Consider the following 19,209-nt stretch of genomic DNA (forward strand, 5'->3'; position numbering starts at 1 on the left):
GGAGCGCGCCGACCGTGAGCGACCGGACCCGCCCGACGCTGGCCACGGTGGCCGCCCGGGCCGAGGTGGCCCCGTCGACGGCGTCGCTGGTCTTCTCCGGCTCCGAGCGGGTCGCGCCGGCGACGCGGGACCGGGTGCTGGCCGCGGCCGCCGAGCTCGGCTACGCCGGCCCGGACCCGGTCGCCCGCTCGCTGCGCTCCCGGCGCAGCGGGGTCGTCGGGGCGGTGATCGGCGAGCGGCTGGCCTACGCCTTCCGCGACCCGGTGGCGGTGCAGCTGCTCGACGGGGTGACCGAGGTGCTCAGCCCGCTGGGCGTCGGCCTGCTGCTGCTGCCCGGGGACGCCGACCGGCACGGCCCGACGCTGGCCCAGCTCGCGCACGTCCCGCTGGACGCGGTGGTCTACGCGACCTGCGGGCTCGAGGACGACCCGGCCCTGGAGCACCTGCGTCGCCGGGAGGTGCCGATCGTCGCCGTCGACGGGCCACGGGTGGACGACGTGGTGTTCGTCGGCATCCACGACCGCCCGGGCACCGCCGAGCTGACCCGGCACCTGGCCGACCTGGGGCACCACCGGGTGGCGGTGGTCGCGCTTCCGCTGCGCCTGGACGGCACCCGCGGCCCGGTCACCGCGGAGCGCCGCGCGCGGGTGCACTACCTGGACGTGCGGGAGCGGATGCTCGGCGTCGAGCAGGTCCTGGGCCCGGTACCGGTGTGGGAGGCGGCGGCCAACGCGGTCGAGGAGGGCGAGTCGGCCGGGCGGGTACTGCTCGACGTCCCGGCCGCGGACCGGCCGACGGCGGTGGTCGCGCAGAGCGACATCCTGGCCGCCGGCGTGCTGCGCGCCGCGGAGTCCCTCGGCCTGCGGGTGCCCGAGGACGTGAGCGTGGCCGGCTTCGACGGCGTGGACCTGCCCTGGCTGCCGCCGGTGCGGCTGACCACCGTCGTCCAGCCGACCACCGAGAAGGGCCGCGTCGTCGGCCGGGCGGTCACCGAGCTGCTCGCCGGACGGCGGCCGGCCGACGCCGTGCTCGACGTCTCCCTGTCGGTCGGCACCACCACCGGGCCGGCCCGACGGGGGTGAGGCCGAGGACGAGGCCGGCACCGACGACCGCGATGCCTCCCCAGACCGCCGGCGCCGGGGCCGGCCCGCCGAGGAGCACCCCGGTGCCGGCGGCGGCCACGGGCGCCAGCCCGGTGAGCAGCCCGGCGCGGCCGGCCCCCAGCCGGGTGACGGTGGAGTACCAGAGCACGAAGGCGGCCGCGGTGACCGCGACGGCCAGGTAGCCGGCGGCCAGCAGGTGCGGCACCCGCAGCCCGGTGACCGCCGCGGGGCCCTCGGTCGTGACGCCGAGGACGGCGAAGACCGCGGCCGCCAGCCAGGTCGCGTGCACCGACACGCCCCACGGGCCGTGCCGGCGCAGCACCGGGACGGCGAGCAGCGTGAAGGCCGCCTCGCAGGCGAGGACCACCAGCGCCCAGGCCAGGCCGACCGCGTCGGCCCGCCCGAGGCCCTGCACCAGCACCGCACCCGCGGTCACCACCGCCGCCGCAGCCAGCACGGCCGGTGACGGGCGGCGGCCCTCCAGGGCCGGGCCGACCAGGGCGAGGACGACCGGCACGCAGGCGACGGCCACGCCCAGCACCGCAGGCTCGGCGTGCCCGGCGCCGCGCACCAGCGCCACGTTGAACAGCACCAGGCCGGCGACCGCCACGCCGAGCAGCCAGGGCCACTCGGCGCCGCGCGGGCGCACCAGGCGGCGTCCGGTGCACCGGGCCAGGACCACCAGCAGCAGGCAGGCGACGGCGTAGCGCAGCGCCTGGGTGGTGGCCAGCGCGGCGTCGGCCAGCAGGCCGGAGACCGCCACGCTGCCGCCGACGAAGGTCATCGCCAGCGCTCCCGGCAGCGCGGCCGCGACCGGGGCGACCCCCGGGACAGGGGGTGCGGGGGGCTTGACCACCCGGTCAGCCTGGACGCGGACCGGTCCGGTGGGCAGGTCCGATCCGGGCACGTCCGAGTGGACCGATCGAGTGGACCGAGGAGGGGCGATGGGGCGCGAGGGCACGGACTTCCTGCAGCTGCACCGGCGGGCCGCACCGCGGGGCGGGCTGACCGCCTGGCTGGTCGCGGAGGTCCGCGGCGCCGTCGCCGAGGGACGCCTGGCCGCCGGCGCGGTGCTGCCGCCCACGCGGACGCTGGCGCAGGACCTCGGGGTGTCCCGCGGCGTGGTGGTCGAGGCCTACCGGCGGCTGGCCGACGAGGGGCTGGTGGTCTCCCGCGTCGGGGCCGGCACCGTGGTCGTGGGCAGCGTGACGGGCCCGCCGCCCGCGCCCGTCGTGGCCCCGGCCGCGACCGGACCACTCCTTCCGGCGCGCACGCCGGCCGGTGTCGACGTCGACCTCTCCCCCGGCGTGCCCGACCTCGCGGCGTTCCCCCGCGCGGCGTGGCTGCGCGCCGAACGGGCCGTCCTGGCCACCGCCGGCGCCGCCGACCTCGGCTACGGCGACCCCCGCGGCAGCGCGCGGCTGCGCACCGAGCTGGCCGCCCGGCTGGCCCGCACCCGCGGCCTGCGGGTGGACGCCGGGCAGGTCGTCGTCGTCTCCGGGGTCGCGCAGTCGCTGGCCCTGGTGGCGCAGGTGCTCCGCGCGCGGGGTGCGGCCACGGTCGCCATGGAGGACCCGGGCTCGCGCGGTGCCCGCGACCAGCTGGCGCACTGGGGGCTCGAGGTGCTGCCGGTGCCGGTGGACGACGACGGTCTGCGGGTGGCCGAGCTGGCGGCGACGCCGGCCCGGGCGGCGGTGCTCACCCCGGCCCACCAGTTCCCCACCGGGGTGGTGCTCGCCCCGCACCGGCGCCGCGAGCTGCTGGCCTGGGCGCGGGCCGCCGACGGCCTGGTGGTCGAGGACGACTACGACGCCGAGCACCGCTACGACCGCGCCCCGGTCCCCGCGCTGCAGGCCAGCGCCCCGGAGCACGTCGTGCACACCGGCAGCACGTCCAAGACGTTGGCCCCGGGCATGCGGCTGGGCTGGCTGGTCCCGCCGCCGGCGCTGCACGCGGACCTGGTGGCGGCCAAGCACGCCAGCGACCTGGGCAGCCCGGTGCTGCCGCAGCTGGTGCTCGCCGAGCTGCTGGCCGGCGGCGCGCACGACCGGCACCTGCGCCTGGTCCGCACCCGCCAGCGGGCCCGCCGCGACGCCGTGGTGGCCGCGCTGGCCCGGCACCTGCCGTCGGCGCGGGTGGAGGGGGCCGCGGCCGGGCTGCACCTGCTGGTCACCTTCCCCGACGGCGGCCCGGACGACGTGGAGCTGGCTGCCCGGGCGCGGGAGGCCGGCGTCCTGGTGCACCCGCTGTCCTGGCACCGCCGGCTGCCCGGCCCGCCCGGGCTGGTCCTGGGCTACGCCGCGCACACCCCCGACCGGCTCACCGAGGCCGTCGCCCGGCTGGGCCGGGCCGTGGGCGGCGCCCGGCTGGGCCGGGTCCTGGCCGCCCCGGGTGGGTAGCCGTCGCTGGGCGGGTCTTGGCCGGCCGGTCACCTGCCGTACGCCCGCGGGCCAGCTCCGGCCGTGAGCGTGGGCACCCGACGGGGTCGGCCGCAGGACGAGGGAACGGGAGCACAGCCGTGTACGGATCCACGGGCAGGGCCCGGTGGTGCGCAGGCCTCGCCGCGCTCACCGGTGCAGTGGTGGCGCTGACCGCCGTCCCGGCCGCCGCCGGGGGTGGGCAGCGGGCCGGGGGCGACCACCGTGAGGCGGCGCGGTTCGACCTGCAGGCCCACCGCGGGGGGATCGCGCTGACGGTGGAGAACACCCTGGCCGCGTTCGACCGCGCGCTGGAGCTCGGGGTGAGCACCCTGGAGCTGGACGTGCAGATCACCGAGGACGGGCACGCGGTGGTCACCCACGACCGCGATCTCAACCCGGCCAAGTGCGTGGACACCGGCCCGGCGTTCCCCGGCGACCCGGAGTACCCCTACGTCCCCGGCGTCCGGTACGTGAAGGACCTGACCCTCGCCCAGGTGCAGACCATCGACTGCGGGTCGCTGACCCTGCCGCAGTACCCCGGGCAGCAGGCCAGCCCGGGCGCGCGGATGCCGCTGCTGTCGGAGGTGTTCGACCTCGTGCGGGACCGCCGCGCGCACCGGGTCGGCCTCAACGTGGAGACCAAGGTGGAGGCCGGCGCCCCGGAGCAGACCGCGCCCCGCGCCCAGTTCGTCGAGGTGGTCACCCGCGAGGTGCGCGAGGCCGGGCTGCTGGACCAGGTGAGCGTCCAGTCCTTCGACTGGGGCGCGCTGATGCTGGTGCGCGAGGTGGCGCCCGAGCTGCCGATCGTCGCGCTGACCAACGGCCAGCAGTTCCTGCAGGCCGGCCAGCCCGGCGCCTCGCCGTGGCTGGGCGGCATCGACGTCGACGACTTCGGCGGCGACTGGGTGGCCGCGGCCGACTCCTTCGGCGCCGACGCGGTCTCCCCGGTGCACGGCGACCCGCAGAACGGCGGCGTCGGCCAGCCCGGCTACGTCCCGTTCACCACGCGCGAGGTGGTCGAGGACGCGCACGCCGCCGGCATGGCGGTGATCCCGTGGACGGTCAACGACGCGGCCACCATGCAGTCGCTGATCGACATCGGGGTGGACGGGCTGATCACCGACCGGCCCGACCTGCTGCGCGAGGTGCTGGCCGCCAACGGCTTCCGGCTGCCGAAGCGCTACCCCGACCGGGGCTGACCGGCCCCGTCACCTGACCGGCCCGGGGGTCGGCAGGGCCGCGGCCGTGGCGACGACGTGGTCGACCAGGCCGTACTCGCGGGCCTCCTCGGGGGTGAACCACCGGTCGCGGTCGGAGTCGCGCTCGATCTGCTCGACGCTGCGCCCGGAGTGCTGCGCCTGCAGCTCGTTCACCTCCCGCTTGAGCCGCCGGAGCATGTCGGCCTGGATGGCGATGTCGGACTCCGTCCCGCCGACCCCGGCCGAGGCCTGGTGCATCATGATCCGCGTGTGCGGCAGCGAGAACCGCTTGCCGGCCGTGCCGGCGGTGAGCAGGAACTGCCCCATCGAGGCGGCCATCCCGACGGAGTAGGTCGCCACGTCGCAGTCGAGGAACTGCATCGTGTCGTAGACGGCCATGCCCGCGCTCACCGAGCCGCCCGGCGAGTTGATGTACAGGTGGATGTCGCTGCGCGCGTCGTCGGCGGCCAGCAGCAGCATCTGCGCGCACAGCTGGTTGGCCACGTCGTCGTCGACCTGGCGGTCCAGGAAGACGATGCGCTCGCGCAGCAGCCGGTCGAAGACGGCGTCGGTCAGGGAGGCGTGGCCACCGGCCGCGCGCATGTCGGGGGTGGTCGGCGTGGGTGTGGTGCGCATGGTCGCGGCCTCTCCGGAGACGGGTCGATCGGTCGACCGGAGTAGATCAGCGCCATTCTCGGGAAGCACGCCGGAATGGCGTCGTTCCGCTTTCCGCGCAATTCTCACGCTCTCGGCGGAATGCGTTGACACCGACTCCCGGTCGCCGGTCGGGAGTGGCGCGGATCCCGGCCTCGGCAGCTGCGGCACGACGTCCCTACGGTGGAGGACGTGATCACGAGGGACGACGTCGAGGCGGCCCGGGAGCGGACCGCGGGGCTGGTGCGCCGGACGCCGGTCACCGCGGTGGCCGCCGGCGACCTCACCCCGGACACCCCGGTGCTGCTCAAGCTGGAGCAGCTGCAGCACACCGGGTCCTTCAAGGCCCGCGGCGCGCTCAACCGGGTGCTGGCCGCGGCCGGGCGCGGCGAGCTGGGCCCGGCGGGGGTGGTGGCCGCGTCGGGGGGCAACGCCGGGCTGGCGGTGGCGTACGCCGCGGCCCGGCAGGGCGCGGCCGCCCGGGTGTACGTGCCGACGACGGCGCCCGCGGTGAAGGTCGCCCGGCTGCGGGAGCTCGGCGCCGACGTCGTCGGGGTCGGGGACCGCTACGCGCTGGCCTACGAGGCCGCCGTCGCCGACGCGGAGCGGACCGGGGCGCTGTTCTGCCACGCCTACGACCAGCCGGAGGTCTGCGCCGGGCAGGGCACGCTGGCCCTGGAGCTGCTCGACCAGGTGGACGGCGGGGTCGACACCGTGCTCGTGGCGGTCGGCGGCGGCGGGCTGATGGCCGGGGTGGCGGCCGCGCTGGAGGGCCGGGCGCGGGTGGTCGGCGTCGAGCCGCGCACCGTCGGCACGTTCGCCGCCGCCCTGGCCGCCGGGGAGCCGGTCGACGTGCCGGTGTCCGGCGTCGCGGCGGACTCCCTGGGTGCGACCCGGCTGGGGGCCGTCGCCTGGGCGGTGGCCGGGCGCACCGGCGCCGGGTCGGTGCTGGTGGACGACGCCGACGTGGTGGCCGCCCGGCTGTCCCTGTGGGAGGACCACCGGCTGGTCGTCGAGCACGGCGCGGCGAGCGTGGTGGCGGCGCTGCGCTGCGGCGCCTACCGGCCCGAGCCGGGCGAGCGCGTGGTGGCGGTGCTGTGCGGGGCGAACACCGCGGTGGCCGACCTGACCCCCGAGGCGCCGCTGCGCTGACGGGCCGGCGCTACCCGCCGGCCGCCGGCCGCCCGGCGCGCGGGAGGGCGAGTGCGGCGAGCAGCCCGGCGGCCAGCACGCCGGTGGTGACCGCGAAGGCCACCTGGTAGGACGCGACGTCGGTCAGCCAGCCGGCGGCCAGCGGCCCGACGATGGCGCCCAGGTCGGCCGACATCTGGAACACCGCCACCACCCGGCCGCCGCGCGCGGGGCTGACGTCGGCGACCAGCGCGGCCGGCACGCTGGCCAGGAAGGACGCGCCCAGCCCGAAGGCCGCCATCGACAGCAGGAACACCCACAGGGCAGGCGGTGCGACGAGCGCGGCGGTCGACGCGGTGGCCAGTGAGGCGCCGAGGACCAGCGCCGGTCGCCGTCCCCAGGTGTCGGCGAGCGCGCCGGAGCGCAGCAGGCCCAGGGCCTGGGCCACCGAGCCGGCCAGCAGCCCGGCGCCGGCCCAGGCGACGGTGCGGCCCAGCTCCTCGGTCACGTACAGCGGCACCAGGGAGTTGCGGACGCCGAACAGGACCCAGCCCACGCCGAGGTTGGCGACCAGCGCGGCCAGGTACACCCGCGACCGCAGCGCCGTGCCCAGCGGGACGGGGTCGGGTTCGGGCCCCGACGCCGTCCCGGCGGCCTGCTCCCGGCGGGTGGCCGAGGGGCGCAGCAGCACCATCGCCACCGATCCGGCCAGCAGCAGGAAACCGGCGTAGAGGAAGAACGGCAGGCGCGGGGAGAGCTCGGCGAGCAGCCCGCCGGCCGCAGGACCGGCGATCCCACCGAGGATGAACCCGCCCTGCCAGGTGGCGGCGGCCCGGCCGCGGTGCGACGGCGGCGCCACCCGCAGCAGCAGGGACAGCGCGGCGACGGTGAACATGGCGCTGCCCACGCCACCGGCGGCGCGCAGGGCGAGGAACAGCGGGAAGCCCGTCGCCAGGCCGGCCAGGCCGGTGGTGACCGCCACGATGGTCAGTCCGGCCGACAGCACCGTCCGCTCGCCGAACCGCTCGACCAGCGAGCCGCCGCCGAAGGCCGAGACGAACCGGAAGAACGCGAAGGCGCTGACGGCCAGCCCGACGGCCGTGGTGCCGACGCCGAAGTCCCGGACGTAGAGCGGGATGGCGGGGGCGACGATGCCGAAGCCGAGGGCGACCACGAAGGCGACGACGGCCAGGATGCCGACCTCGCGGGGCAGCTCGCTCCGCCCCCGCCACAGCACACCCCGGATGCTCGCACGGTGGCGGTGCGCGTCCGCCGAAGGCCGGGCGGCCCACCGGCACGCCCTGCGGGGGACCGCAGGACGTGCCGGTGGACCTCGCTGTCAGCTGTCGATGGCCCAGCTGTCACCTGACCGGGTGGCTAACTGCGCATGCGCTGCGCACGCGCTATGCTGTGATCCATGAGCAACCACCGCAAGGTCAAGCCCGCCGGGACGAGCACGTCGGAGTCGGACAAGGTCATCGCCCTGTACCACCGGGTGTTCGCAACCGAGGACTTCGACACCGCCGCCGACATGATCTTCCAGACCGTGAAGAAGGCGGCCGTCGAGCACGCGGGCAAGCCGCGGCACCTATACCTCGACATCGACGGGCACCGCAACGACGCGGGCGGGTTCGACCACGACATGTGCGAGCTGCAGAAGCACTTCCTCATCGGCTACCTGATGCATTGGCTGACCGAGCTGCACCTGCCCGTCATGCAGGGCAGCGCCGTCCGCAACCCCAACCAGCGGGAGGACCTGCCCAAGCACCTCAACGTGCTGTCCGGGATGGACGCCGACGACCGTGAGGAGGCGCTGCGCCAGTCCGCCGCCGCGGCCGGTGCGCCGGTGTTCGACCCTGGGACCGGTGAGCACGTCGCCGCCGACGGCGCCCAGTCCCGGATGCCCAGCGAGGGCTGATGGCCTCGATTCGCCGGCTGCCGTCGGGCCGCTTCCAGGCCGCGGTGCTGCTCGACGACGGCCACCGAACCACCACGACGAAGGACACGCTGGAGGACGCGACCGCCTGGGCCGCCCAGGTGGAGGACGAGCGAAACCGGCGCCGGGCCGAGCAGCGGCACCTGGATGAGGAGGCGAGCACTCGAATCGTGCTGGGTGCGGTGCGGCAGTTGCTTGAGGACGGCCGGCTCTCGCATGAGCAGCTGCGGGAGCTGCGGGAGCTGCTCGACCGGCCGAGGACGCCGCCGACGTGACGCGGCGCGAGTAGCCGCGTGGCTAACGGATGCGGCGTGTTGGCCGGGACCGGCGCCGACGACCTGTCGGTTCTGTCACAGGGTGACGACACACTACGCAGACACACAGCAGCGCGGGGAGGCCCGCGGACAAGGGGACGGGTAAGGCATGACGGTGGTGCAGCAGCACGACGATCTCGTCGCGCAGCGCCGCAGCCACGCCGCCTGGAAGTTGCTCGCGGCCGACAACGCGCCGCTCATCATCGGCTTCGGCCGCCGGGCGGAACGCACCCGCGACCACACCGGGGGTGTCCTGCGCGCGCTCGGCATCACCGTGGAGGCTCTCCCGTGATCGACCCGGACGCACTGCGCCGCCTACGCGCCGACCGCGGCCTCTCCCAGCGCCGCCTGGCCGCCGCGATCGGCGTCGACCCGCTCACCGTGAAACGGCTGGAGGACGGCGCCGACGCCGGCGACCTCCCCCTGCGCGTCCTCGAACGCCTCAGCCACGTCCTCGGTGCGCCGGTGGGTCAGCTGCTCCGTCAGGACGAGGGAACCGACGACGGTGTGGACCTCACCGCAGCAGTTGGTGCCGCACTACTGGCCCACGGGCACACCACCATGACCACCCTCGCGGCCACGCGGGACGCAACGGTGGACGACGTCGCAACTGCGGTCAGCGCGCTCGGTGCGCCCTTGTCGGGTGCCGGCTTGGACGTCGCCCGGCACCACGACGAGGTCTCGCTCGTCTCGCACGTGCCCACGCCCCACGCGGTGGCCGCGGCCCGGCCCCTCACCCTCGCGGAGGCCCGGCCGCTGCGCCGTATCCACCGTGGCGAGGACGTCCGCCGGAAGCTGTCCAAGCCCGACCGCGAGTTCATCCTCCCGGCGCTCCTGCGTCGCGGCCTTGTTGCCGATGACGGAGCCGGTCCGGTCTGCACCCCGGGGGTCGCCGCGTCCCTGGACCTTCGTACTCGGTGACAGGGTTGCCGCAGGACGCCCACGGCGCCTCGTCAGGCGGCCGCTGCCGCCGCTCGCGTGCTGCGGTCAGAGCGAGCGCGGCGCACGCGGTAGAACCAGCTGGGGACACGCGCCGCGCTTGAGCGGGTCAGAAAGACGGAATCCTGGAAGCTGCGACAGAGGTCCAGCGTCGCCAGCTTGGGATCATGTCGAGTTTCCTCGACGGAGCGCTCCACACGTCGCTCGACCGTCTCGCCCGTCCTCGCGCTCTGCAAGTGGTCGAACGCAAGCTCCGTCGCATCAAGGAAGGCCGGTGCGCAGGGCAAGAAGATCGCCACCAGGTACTCCGCCAGTAGCAAGTCCTGAAGGACAGCGACGAAAACGCCAACGAGGAGCCACACCGTCTCCGTCGCCAGCAGAAAGACAGCGTAAGCCTGCCGGTCCTTCCGAGACCAGGACAGAGCTTGTCGCTGGCACAACAGGACATCCGTTGGATACGGCACACCGGTGAGATCGATGGTGAACCAGGTGGTGTAATGCCTCTCGCGGCGTTCGTTGAGGGGAAGATGACCCGCGTCGGTCGTCATGTCGACGGTCAGCGGACGATTTCCACACAGTGGCTCGTTCCAGTCCAAGCCGAACAGCTTGACGTCGTAGAGCTCATGCATGGCAACCGCGCGGCTGTAGTGCGCACGCTCCAGGCGCTGCAGCAGGGTGCGGCCAATGACCAGCCACCCGGCCGATACGGCGGCGATGAGATCGGCCTCATCACGCCCAGCCCCCAGTGAGAGGAACGGCGCGACGCCCGCGAACGCCAGGGTTCCCGCTAGGCGCGCGATCCGCCAACGCTGCGCGACCTTGTAGCGGTAGCTGTACGCACGCAGGCGCTCAAGATGCGGGGGCTCGTTCTGCCGCAACGTCAGGTCGCTCAGCTGGCCGACAGCGGCGGGGCCGACCGCAGGGGGGCGACCGGTCACGACTTGGCGAACAGCGGTCCGAGCAGGCGCCGCCAGGCGGCCAGGGCGTCGCCGGTCTTGCCCTGCTGGTCCAGCATGAGGGCCCGGGTGCAGCTCTTCTCGGCGGAGAGGAGGGCCGCTCGAGCCGTCGCCATATTGGTCGGATCGGCATCAAGCTCGTCGCTGACGTCGGGACCGACACCGGCGGGATCGGGCCAGACCTCGTCGATGCGACGGGCCGCCTCAGCGAAGAAGCCGCGCAGTTCACGGGAGTAGGTTCCGCCCCAGGTGCCGGACAGGATGCCCAGAGCCATGACCTCGATGAGAAACGAGGGCTGGACCGGGCTCCCCGCCTGCTCGTTCCACTTCTTCAACATCTTGACGAGGGGCTTCCAGTTCCCGCCGTAGTCCTTGTTGGCCTGGGTCGCCTTGCTCGCGTGCACCGTCGGATCCGTCCGGATCCACTTTCCTGTGAAGTCGTCGGGGATGAGGTAGGCGCCGCGGTCGTCGAATGCCGGGACGACGTCAAAGCTCATGACCTCGTCCGTTGTGTCGTCGACAACCTGGGCGCCGAAGTCGATGCGTACGGCAAGCCGGTCTGTGTGTGTGCGACCCGGGTAGTGCGGCTCGAGAACACCATGAACGACGTCAAGCACCCGGCGTGGGTGCTTGCTCAGGTAGGTGCGGTCTTCCAGGACTACGAAGATGTCAACGTCGCGGAGCGGCTTGGTCTTCGTCTCCCGTCGGTACGAACCGCTGAGGAAGTCACGACTAATGGCAAGATCAGACGCGTCGAGGTGGGCGCGGATGCGCTGTTGGCGCCGGCTGGCGTTCGTCTCCTCGCCCTGCGTGGCCTCAAGGCGGCTACGGAACTTGGTGAACGCCTCGTTGACGCTGATCACGCTGTTCTCCCGTAGTAGCTGAGATCTGCGCCGAGCGCCCCTCCGGTGATCGAGGTGCCGAGGGAGTGCCGCGTGAACCCGGTTGTGCTCCGCAGCGTGGTGTCGCTCCACCCGTCGACGGCGGGGTAGCCAAACGCGGCATCTGCTACCACGCGGTAGTTGCAGCGGACTGCGCTCACTCCAGCCTTCTTCAGGGCGAAGGCCACAGCGTCGCTGTCGAGCCAGAGGTCACCGTCACCATCGGGTGAGTACCCGTAGTCGATCGTGAAGTCGAACCGGGCCACCAGTCCACGCGGGACGGCGGATCCAGCGGTGTAGATTTCCAGGACCAAAGCGGACAGGTGGCCAGTGCCGAGCCACGTCGCGACGCCGCGCTCCATGACCTCCCAGTTGCCGATCAGGTTGTCGGCCGGCAGACCGGCGCCGGTGACGAGCCGCTTGATGCTCCGGAGCAGGTTGTTGGCCACGAACGTCGTGGCGTGCGTGTAGGTCGAGACGCTGACCCTGGTGCTCATCAGAACCCCCCGTTGAGGTCGATGACGATCCCCCCGAGCTCGCGGGGGGAGGCAGCCGCGGCGCCGATGGGCTTGGCGAGCTCCCCGCCGACTCCGGCGTCGAGGGCTCGGACGGTGACCCCGGGGGCACCAGCGAGCGCCTGCTGCGCAGCGGCGAGGTCGTCAGGGCCGCAGGGCAGGGATAGGGTCCAGCCGGGCGCGTGGGTGGGATGCACCGGTAGGGCGGTCTCATTAAGATCATCGTCAACCGCGGACTCGCCGTGGACGGTGTAGATGCGTACCCGGGGGCCTGTCGCGGGAACGACGACGATTGGACCCGTCGCCGTGTACTCCTCTGCGATCAGCAGACTCGCCACGTTGGCCGCCGCCGCGAGCGTGGTGTGCGCGGTGGTGCCAGAGGGGGCGAGGAGATCGACGATGAGCCGCCAGGTGTCGCCCGCAGTCCGCGCCGGGATGCTGGCTACGCGGCGGGCCAGGACGGTCACCGCTGCACCCCTCGCAGCGTCGCCAGCAGCGCCTCCACGGTCAGTCGCCCGGGATGCCCCCCGGCCATCGGGTCGTAGGCGCAAGCCTCGGCCACGGCTTTGCGCAGCTTGCGACCGTCGAGCTCATCGCTCGCCTCGGCAGCGGCCTGCAGCGTCCGAGGGGAGGTCAGCTCAGGCGACGCAGGGAACGCCGCTGCGAGCGCAGCAAGGGTGTGACCGAGGATGACCCGGCGAGCAGCGAGGTCGGGCAGCGGCACCTGGACCAACAGGTCGGCACGCGACGCTAGCGCCGGGTCCAGGGCCTCGGCGTAGTTGGTCGTGGCCAACAGCAGCAAGTCGGGATGTCTGCGGGCAAGCGCGTCGAGGGCAACCAGGCCAGCATCGACGGCCCGGTGCACGTCGATGGGGTTGGCGTCCATCGACAGCTGGGAGCGGTCAGTGAACAGCGTCTCCACCTCGTCCAGCAGGACGACAGTCGGGCCCATCTCTGCTTGTTCAGCGATGACGACGTTGAAGAGCTGATGGACGCTCTTCTGGCTCTTGCCGAGTGCCGAACTCGCGAGGGCATGCGGGTCGACCTCGAGGAAGGCCCACGGCGGCCGGCCGGCGAGCCTGATGGATCGGGCCACTCGGTCAGCCAGACCGCGCGCCAGGGTGGTCTTCCCCACTCCGGGCGGACCGCTCAGCAGTACGACCCCGTGCAGAGGAACGTCCGTGAAGGCGACCTCGCTCCGGATTCGCACAGCGGCGGCGGCCTGCCGAACGAGGCGCTCCTTGACGTCGTCGCCGAGGATGATCGCGTCCCAGTCCCGGAGGAACGCGTCGTCGGGGAGCAATCGAGCATCGGCGAGACCGGGGGTGGCTTCGGGATTGGGGATTTGGCGGGGAACGTGGGCGAGTGCTGCGGTCATGGTGACCTCCCGGGGGCAGGGGAAGGACTGGCGGCTTGGCGGTACCGGCCTGGGCAGGCGGCACTCGGCCCTCGGTGAGGAGCCGAGTGCCGCCCCCAGATCAGTTCTTCAATGTCCCGGTTGGCCGAGTCGGGGACATTGCGGTCCGGACTCAGGACATTGCTGTCCCGGTATGCGCGGACGTTTCCTGGCCGACTACATCAGCTGCAGCCGCTGGTGGAGCCGCAGCCCTCGCAGACGTAGCAGCTGCCGGCCGGGCGCATCTTCGTGCCGCAGGTCATGCACAGCGGCGCGTCGGTCGCGGTGCCGGTGACCAGCTCGAACAGCTCGGCCGAGGAGTGCACCTCGGTGACCGGCTTGTCGGCCCGGGCGGCCGGCGCCGGCCTGACCGGCGCCTCGGTCGGCACCGACCCGCGCAGCGCCTCGACGTCGACCTCCTCCTCGACCGCCGCGGTCGAGGCCGAGGTGCCGTAGCCGGACACCTGGGCGGCCCGCTCCTCGGCGGTGAAGATGCCGAGGTCGGCCCGCTTCTCCAGCGGCAGGTGGTCCAGCGCCAGCCGGCGGAAGATGTAGTCCATCACCGACTGGGCGATCCGGATGTCCGGGTCGTCGGTCATGCCGGCCGGCTCGAAGCGCATGTTGGTGAACTTCTGGATGTAGGTCTCCAGCGGCACCCCGTGCTGCAGCGCGATCGACAGCGAGATGGAGAAGGCGTCCATGACCCCGGCCAGGGTCGAGCCCTGCTTGCCGAGCTTGAGGAAGACCTCGCCCAGGCTTCCGTCGTCGTACAGCCCGGCGGTCATGTAGCCCTCGGCGCCGGCGACGCTGAACGACGTCGTCATGCTCTGCCGCTTCTTCGGCAGCCGGCGGCGCACCGGCTGCGAGGCCGTGGCCACCGGGGCGGCGGTCTCGACCCTGGTCTCGGCCTTCTTCGCCTTGGCGTCGGACAGCGGCTGGCCGACCTTGCAGTTGTCGCGGTAGATGGCCAGCGCCTTGAGGCCCAGCTTCCAGCCCTGGAAGTAGATGCCCTCGACGTCCTCGACGGTCGCCGTCTCCGGCATGTTGACCGTCTTGCTGATCGCGCCGGAGATGAACGGCTGCACCGCGGCCATCATCCGCACGTGGCCCAGCGGGGAGATGGCCCGCTCGCCCATCGCGCAGTCGAAGACCTCGTAGTGCTCCGGACGCAGGCTGGGGGCGTCGACGACGTGGCCGTGCTCGGCGATGTACTCGACGATCGCCTCGATCTGCTCGTCCTGGTAGCCCAGGCTGCGCAGCGCCCGCGGGACCGTCTGGTTGACGATCTGCATCGACCCGCCGCCGACCAGCTTCTTGTACTTGACCAGTGAGAAGTCCGGCTCGATGCCGGTCGTGTCGCAGTCCATCATGAAGCCGATGGTCCCGGTGGGGGCCAGCACGGAGGCCTGCGCGTTGCGCCAGCCGACCTCCCCGCCGATCTCCAGGCAGGCCTGCCACTCGGCGGTGGCGGCCTTGAGCACGTCGGCGTCGTCGGCGCCGACCGGGCGGATCGCGTCGTTGGCCGCGCAGTGCTTGCGCATCACCCGGGCGTGGGCGTCGGCGTTGCGGGCGTAGCCGTCGTAGGCGCCCACGATGCCGGCCAGCTCCGCCGAGCGGCGGTAGGCGGTGCCGGTCATCAGCGAGGTGATCGCCGCGGCGAGGGTCTGCCCGCCGCGGGAGTCGTAGGCGTGACCGGTGGCCATGAGCAGCGCGCCGAGGTTGGCGTAGCCGATGCCCAGCTGCCGGTAGGCCCGCGTGGTGTCCCCGATCGGGTCGGTCGGGAAGTCGGCGAAGCAGATCGAGATGTCCATCGCGGTGATGACCAGCTCGACGGCCTTGACGAAGTTCCGGCTGTCGAAGGTGCCGTCGTCGCGCAGGAACTTCATGAGGTTCAGCGACGCCAGGTTGCACGAGCTGTTGTCCAGGCTCATGTACTCCGAGCACGGGTTGGACGCGTTGATCCGGCCGGTCTCGGGGTTGGTGTGCCAGTCGTTGATCGTGTCGTCGTACTGGATGCCCGGGTCGGCGCACTCCCAGGCGGCCTGGGTGACCTTGCGGAACAGCGCCTTGGCGTCGACGGTCTCGATCACCGAGCCGTCCATGCGGGCGCGCAGGCCGAAGGGCGTGCCGTCCTCGACGGCGCGCATGAACTCGTCGGAGACCCGGACGGAGTTGTTGGCGTTCTGGTACTGGACGCTGGTGATGTCCCGGCCGCCGAGGTCCATGTCGTACCCGGCGTCGCGCAGTGCGCGGATCTTGTCCTCCTCGCGCGCCTTGGTCTCGATGAACTCCTCGATGTCGGGGTGGTCGATGTCGAGGACGACCATCTTGGCCGCGCGGCGGGTGGCCCCACCGGACTTGATGGTGCCGGCGGAGGCGTCGGCGCCGCGCATGAAGCTGACCGGGCCCGACGCGGTGCCGCCGGAGGACAGCAGCTCCTTGGAGGAGCGGATGCGGGAGAGGTTCAGGCCGGCGCCGGAGCCGCCCTTGAAGATCAGCCCCTCCTCGCGGTACCAGTTGAGGATCGAGTCCATCGTGTCGTCGACGGCGAGGATGAAGCAGGCGCTGACCTGCTGCGGCGCGGCGGTGCCGACGTTGAACCAGACCGGTGAGTTGAAGCTGAAGTACTGGTGCAGCAGCATCCAGGCCAGCTCGTGCTCGAAGACCTCGGCGTCGCCCTCGCTGGCGAAGTAGCCGTGCTCGCGGCCCGCGGCGCCGTAGGTGAGCACCACCCGGTCGATGAGCTGGCGCAGGCTGGTCTCGCGCTGGGGGGTGCCGACGGCGCCGCGGAAGTACTTCGTGGTGACGATGTTGGTGGCGTTGATGCTCCACTCGGCGGGGAACTCCACGCCGCGCTGCTCGAAGTTGACCGAGCCGTCCCGCCAGTTGGTCATGACGACGTCCCGGCGCTCCCAGGTCACCTCGTCGTAGGGGTGCACCCCGGCGGTGGTGAAGACCCGCTTGACCTTCAGGCCCCTCCCCCTGGTCGGCGCCTTGGCGGTACGACGCGTACGGCCCGACAGGCGGTCTTCGGTCTCGGTCACGAGCTCTCCCTGGGTTGTGTGCGGTGCTGGTCGGAGAGGCGGCTGGGGAAGAGCCGCACCCTTCTTAGCCGGTGCTGCTGACGTTTCTCAGCCGCCGGCGGAGGAGGCGCTGCTGCGCCCCCCGCCCCGCCGGCGGGGTGGTGGGTCCTGCATGCCGGGCAGCGGGGGCGTGCCGGCGGCGACGTGCCGGGCCCGCAGCTCGGTGATCGCCTTCTCGAAGTCCTCAAGCGAGGTGAAGGCCCGGTACACGCTGGCGAAGCGCAGGTAGGCCACCTCGTCCAGCTCGCGCAGCGGCCGCAGGATGGCCAGCCCCACCTCGTGGCTGGGCACCTCCGCGGCGCCGGAGGCCCGGATGGCGTCCTCCACCTGCTGGGCCAGCTGCTGCAGCTGGTCCTCGTCGACCGGCCGGCCCTGGCAGGCACGGCGGACGCCGGCCACCACCTTGCCGCGGGCGAACGGCTCGCTGACCCCGCTGCGCTTGACGACGGCGAGGACGGCCTCCTCCACCGTGGTGAACCGGCGGCCGCACGCGGGGCACGAGCGGCGGCGACGGGTGGTCGCCCCCTCGTCGGCCTCGCGCGAGTCGATGACCCGGCTGTCGGGGTTGTGGCAGAAGGGGCAGCGCACGCGGTCCCTCCCCTCCCGACGGGCCCCGCCACGGGGTCCCGCCCCGGCTGCCGCCGCGACCGCCGGGAGCGGTCGGGCGACGGATCGGGACGGCCGGCTGTGGACCCCCCTGGGGACATCCGGTGGACGTCGTGGGGAGGACCTGAGGACCGGCCTGTGGACGACTCACAGCGGTACGACTACTAGATGTAGGGGAAGCCTAGGCCGGTCCCCACTAGATCTGCAAGCCGACATCACGCGCGTCGCCCGGCGGGACGACGTCCGCACCGTCCCGGCACAGCTGTCCCACCGGCCCCACGGCACGCCTCCTCCCGCGCCGGCGCACGGGCGACGCGGGTGGGGTGCAGCAGCGGACGGGTGCCGCTCCGGGCTCAGGCCCGGAGCACCCCGTCGGGGCGGACCGGGCGGGGACGGGACGCCCGGTCCCCGAGCCGCAGCGGACGGGTCAGGCAGTCCGGACCGGTGGCGCGCGGCATGAGCACCGTCGCGTCGCCGGGGTCGGACCCGGCGGCCTCCCCCGCGGGGGACGCCTCCGGCTGCGGGCGGGTGTCGACCGCCCGGTGCCGGCCGGCCGCCGCCCCGGCCCGGTGCCGGCCGGCCGCGGCCGCCGCGTCGTGCACGGCGGGCAGCTGGGCGGTCACCTGGCCGCCGTGGCGGCGCCGGTCCGTGGCACCCGACCCGGGGAGGACGCCGGCCGCCCGCTGCTCCCGGGCGGCGGCCTCGCTCAGGGACACCCGCGGGGCGGTCGAAGCGCCCGGCAGCAGCTCCTCGGCCAGCCCCAGGGACAGCGCCGCCGGCGCGTCGGGCACGAGCACCGGCGCGGGGTCGGCCTCGGGCAGCCGGACCTCGCCGAGGTCGGTCCAGACCTCGCGGTCGGCACCGGCCACGGCCACCCGCACCCACACCTCGCACGCGCCGCTGCCGTCGTGCCGCCAGCCCAGCAGCGACCCCGGCCACCAGGTGCCCTCGACGAGGACCTCGACGTTCTGCGACGGGGAGCTGAAGACGGCGGCCCGGCGCCCGGGGGTGGCTGACACGGACCCGACGGTAGGTCCGCGACCTGCGACGGCGGGTGAGCGACTCGGCACGACGGGTTGACGAACCTGGCCGGGCGGTCTTGTCGCTCCTCGACCGAGCCGCCCCTCCCGACCACCTCCGGCCCCTGGTCAGGGCACCGCGAGGACCTGGCCGGGGACGACGACCGAGCCCTCGAGGTCGTTGAGCTCCTCGATCGCGTCGACCACGGCACGCACGTCCCCGGTCCCGCCGGCGAGCTCCCCGGCGATCGACCACACGGTGTCCCCCTCCCCCACCACGACGCTGTCCCCACCGGCCAGCCGCAGCTCCCCACCGGGGTGACCCCCGACGACCGGCGCGACCCAGGCGCCGAACGCGACCGCGCCGGACAGGACCAGGGCGCGCACCAGCGCCCGCCCGCGCCCGGTCAGCCGCAGACGTGCCCCGCCGGAGGGGACGCACCCGCCGCGGACGGCGCCCGCGGACCCCACCCCCGACGTCACGGCCCGTCCCCCCGGCCGGACCCGGTGCGGACCCGGCGGGACGCTGCCGACGGCCGGTGACCGGCCGGCCCCGCGGGCGGGAGCCGTGACCGCGGCGCGGGGCCCCGGGACACCCGGCCGGTCGGGGACCGGCCGCAGGTGCCCGGCGACCCGCGGGCCGCTGCCCGGGAGGACCGACCCGGCCGGCGACCGCGCCGGTCCGGGTGCCCCGACCGCCCGGGCGGGTGCGCACCGCGCGTCCCCCGACCCCAGCAGCGGCCGCCACGGCACCTGCACCGCCGCGTCGAACTCCAGCACGGCCTGACGCACGTCCACCACGAGCCTCCTCCTCACACCCCAGCGCGTCGAACGCGTGTTCGATCGAACGTCTGTGCGATGTCTACCGCATCCCGCCGACGGGGTCGACCCGACGCCGCGCACACTTCGAACAGGTGTTTGGGAGTACCGGTCCCGAGGCGCTACCGTTCCGTCCGACACCCGTCCGCCCCGGCCCCCGGGTCACCGGTCCGGGCGGGCGCAGGGCGACCGGGCGCGGGACACCGGGCGCAGGACACGGGCCGTGGCGGCACGGCCG

20 protein-coding genes are annotated in these 19,209 nt (G+C 73.9%); 8 read left to right on the top strand and 12 right to left on the bottom strand.

The window, feature by feature from the left end; translation table 11 throughout:
- Positions 1–14: 14 nt before the first annotated feature.
- Positions 15–1,082, top strand: coding sequence for a LacI family DNA-binding transcriptional regulator (locus RTG05_RS15240; RefSeq protein WP_208104600.1), 1,068 nt, complete (start codon positions 15–17; stop codon positions 1,080–1,082).
- On the opposite strand, the gene RTG05_RS15245 is transcribed toward RTG05_RS15240, so the two are convergent.
- Positions 988–1,959: a DMT family transporter gene (locus RTG05_RS15245; protein ID WP_315911928.1), complete on the bottom strand. Its 972-nt coding sequence runs from the start codon at positions 1,957–1,959 to the stop codon at positions 988–990. The two genes, RTG05_RS15240 and RTG05_RS15245, sit on opposite strands and share 95 nt — an antisense overlap.
- 88 nt (positions 1,960–2,047) lie before the next feature.
- Here RTG05_RS15245 and RTG05_RS15250 point away from each other — a divergent pair, with 88 nt between their 5' ends.
- Both RTG05_RS15250 and RTG05_RS15255 read left to right on the top strand, forming a co-directional pair.
- On the top strand, positions 2,048–3,502 hold the full coding sequence (locus RTG05_RS15250) for a MocR-like pyridoxine biosynthesis transcription factor PdxR (RefSeq protein ID WP_315911929.1): 1,455 nt from the start codon (positions 2,048–2,050) through the stop codon (positions 3,500–3,502).
- 119 nt (positions 3,503–3,621) lie between these two features.
- Positions 3,622–4,722, top strand: a complete 1,101-nt coding sequence (locus RTG05_RS15255) for a glycerophosphodiester phosphodiesterase family protein (RefSeq protein ID WP_208104601.1) — start codon at positions 3,622–3,624, stop codon at positions 4,720–4,722.
- A gap of 9 nt (positions 4,723–4,731) precedes the next feature.
- On the opposite strand, the gene RTG05_RS15260 is transcribed toward RTG05_RS15255, so the two are convergent.
- Complete coding sequence (locus tag RTG05_RS15260) at positions 4,732–5,325, bottom strand: ClpP family protease (RefSeq protein ID WP_166529190.1); 594 nt, start codon at positions 5,323–5,325, stop codon at positions 4,732–4,734.
- Positions 5,326–5,568: 243 nt separating this feature from the next.
- Between RTG05_RS15260 and RTG05_RS15265 the strand changes: the two genes are divergently transcribed.
- A complete protein-coding gene (locus RTG05_RS15265) occupies positions 5,569–6,528 on the top strand; it encodes a threonine/serine dehydratase (protein ID WP_315911931.1) in 960 nt (319 codons plus the stop codon).
- A 10-nt stretch (positions 6,529–6,538) separates the two neighbouring features.
- Here the strand turns inward: RTG05_RS15265 and RTG05_RS15270 are convergent, their stop codons facing one another.
- Positions 6,539–7,744: an MFS transporter gene (locus tag RTG05_RS15270; RefSeq protein WP_166525824.1), complete on the bottom strand. Its 1,206-nt coding sequence runs from the start codon at positions 7,742–7,744 to the stop codon at positions 6,539–6,541.
- Between the two features lie 180 nt (positions 7,745–7,924).
- Here RTG05_RS15270 and RTG05_RS15275 point away from each other — a divergent pair, with 180 nt between their 5' ends.
- From RTG05_RS15275 to RTG05_RS15290, 4 genes are all read left to right on the top strand, one after another.
- Positions 7,925–8,425: a hypothetical protein gene (locus RTG05_RS15275; RefSeq protein WP_166525825.1), complete on the top strand. Its 501-nt coding sequence runs from the start codon at positions 7,925–7,927 to the stop codon at positions 8,423–8,425.
- Positions 8,425–8,718: a hypothetical protein gene (locus RTG05_RS15280; RefSeq protein ID WP_166525826.1), complete on the top strand. Its 294-nt coding sequence runs from the start codon at positions 8,425–8,427 to the stop codon at positions 8,716–8,718. The genes RTG05_RS15275 and RTG05_RS15280 overlap by 1 nt, the downstream gene beginning before the upstream one ends.
- A 148-nt stretch (positions 8,719–8,866) precedes the next feature.
- Complete coding sequence (locus RTG05_RS15285; RefSeq protein ID WP_166525827.1) at positions 8,867–9,049, top strand: hypothetical protein; 183 nt, start codon at positions 8,867–8,869, stop codon at positions 9,047–9,049.
- Positions 9,046–9,678, top strand: a complete 633-nt coding sequence (locus tag RTG05_RS15290) for a helix-turn-helix domain-containing protein (RefSeq protein ID WP_208104602.1) — start codon at positions 9,046–9,048, stop codon at positions 9,676–9,678. The genes RTG05_RS15285 and RTG05_RS15290 overlap by 4 nt, the downstream gene beginning before the upstream one ends.
- Positions 9,679–9,710: 32 nt before the next feature.
- Here RTG05_RS15290 and RTG05_RS15295 read toward each other — a convergent pair whose 3' ends face one another.
- The 9 genes from RTG05_RS15295 to RTG05_RS15335 form a co-directional block, all read right to left on the bottom strand.
- Positions 9,711–10,634 carry an S-4TM family putative pore-forming effector gene (locus RTG05_RS15295; protein WP_166525828.1) on the bottom strand — a complete coding sequence of 308 codons (924 nt, stop codon included), beginning with the start codon at positions 10,632–10,634 and terminating at the stop codon, positions 9,711–9,713.
- Positions 10,631–11,515, bottom strand: coding sequence for a CBASS oligonucleotide cyclase (locus RTG05_RS15300; RefSeq protein ID WP_166525829.1), 885 nt, complete (start codon positions 11,513–11,515; stop codon positions 10,631–10,633). The genes RTG05_RS15295 and RTG05_RS15300 overlap by 4 nt, the downstream gene beginning before the upstream one ends.
- The gene (locus RTG05_RS15305) at positions 11,512–12,030 is read right to left on the bottom strand and encodes an HORMA domain containing protein (RefSeq protein WP_166525830.1); all 519 of its coding nucleotides are present in this window, start codon (positions 12,028–12,030) and stop codon (positions 11,512–11,514) included. The genes RTG05_RS15300 and RTG05_RS15305 overlap by 4 nt, the downstream gene beginning before the upstream one ends.
- Complete coding sequence (locus RTG05_RS15310; RefSeq protein ID WP_166525831.1) at positions 12,030–12,515, bottom strand: CBASS system Cap8 protein; 486 nt, start codon at positions 12,513–12,515, stop codon at positions 12,030–12,032. Before RTG05_RS15310 ends, RTG05_RS15305 begins: the two co-directional genes overlap by 1 nt.
- The gene (locus tag RTG05_RS15315) at positions 12,512–13,426 is read right to left on the bottom strand and encodes an AAA family ATPase (RefSeq protein ID WP_166525832.1); all 915 of its coding nucleotides are present in this window, start codon (positions 13,424–13,426) and stop codon (positions 12,512–12,514) included. Before RTG05_RS15315 ends, RTG05_RS15310 begins: the two co-directional genes overlap by 4 nt.
- Before the next feature lie 200 nt (positions 13,427–13,626).
- Complete coding sequence (locus tag RTG05_RS15320; RefSeq protein ID WP_166525833.1) at positions 13,627–16,488, bottom strand: vitamin B12-dependent ribonucleotide reductase; 2,862 nt, start codon at positions 16,486–16,488, stop codon at positions 13,627–13,629.
- Positions 16,489–16,575: 87 nt separating this feature from the next.
- A complete protein-coding gene (gene nrdR / locus RTG05_RS15325; protein WP_166525834.1) occupies positions 16,576–17,115 on the bottom strand; it encodes a transcriptional regulator NrdR in 540 nt (179 codons plus the stop codon).
- A gap of 371 nt (positions 17,116–17,486) precedes the next feature.
- On the bottom strand, positions 17,487–18,152 hold the full coding sequence (locus RTG05_RS15330) for a hypothetical protein (protein WP_166525835.1): 666 nt from the start codon (positions 18,150–18,152) through the stop codon (positions 17,487–17,489).
- Between the two features lie 129 nt (positions 18,153–18,281).
- Positions 18,282–18,950, bottom strand: a complete 669-nt coding sequence (locus RTG05_RS15335; RefSeq protein ID WP_166525836.1) for a LysM peptidoglycan-binding domain-containing protein — start codon at positions 18,948–18,950, stop codon at positions 18,282–18,284.
- Positions 18,951–19,209 lie beyond the last annotated feature (259 nt).

The organism is Geodermatophilus sp. DSM 44513, from assembly GCF_032460525.1.
GTDB lineage: Bacteria > Actinomycetota > Actinomycetes > Mycobacteriales > Geodermatophilaceae > Geodermatophilus.

Coding starts and splice junctions, on each gene's coding strand:
- RTG05_RS15315 (WP_166525832.1), bottom strand. CDS start 13,426: ATGACCGCAGCACTCGCCCACGTTCCCCGCCAAATCCCCAATCCCGAA.
- RTG05_RS15275 (WP_166525825.1), top strand. CDS start 7,925: ATGAGCAACCACCGCAAGGTCAAGCCCGCCGGGACGAGCACGTCGGAG.
- RTG05_RS15250 (WP_315911929.1), top strand. CDS start 2,048: ATGGGGCGCGAGGGCACGGACTTCCTGCAGCTGCACCGGCGGGCCGCA.
- RTG05_RS15280 (WP_166525826.1), top strand. CDS start 8,425: ATGGCCTCGATTCGCCGGCTGCCGTCGGGCCGCTTCCAGGCCGCGGTG.
- RTG05_RS15285 (WP_166525827.1), top strand. CDS start 8,867: ATGACGGTGGTGCAGCAGCACGACGATCTCGTCGCGCAGCGCCGCAGC.
- RTG05_RS15260 (WP_166529190.1), bottom strand. CDS start 5,325: ATGCGCGCGGCCGGTGGCCACGCCTCCCTGACCGACGCCGTCTTCGAC.
- RTG05_RS15305 (WP_166525830.1), bottom strand. CDS start 12,030: ATGAGCACCAGGGTCAGCGTCTCGACCTACACGCACGCCACGACGTTC.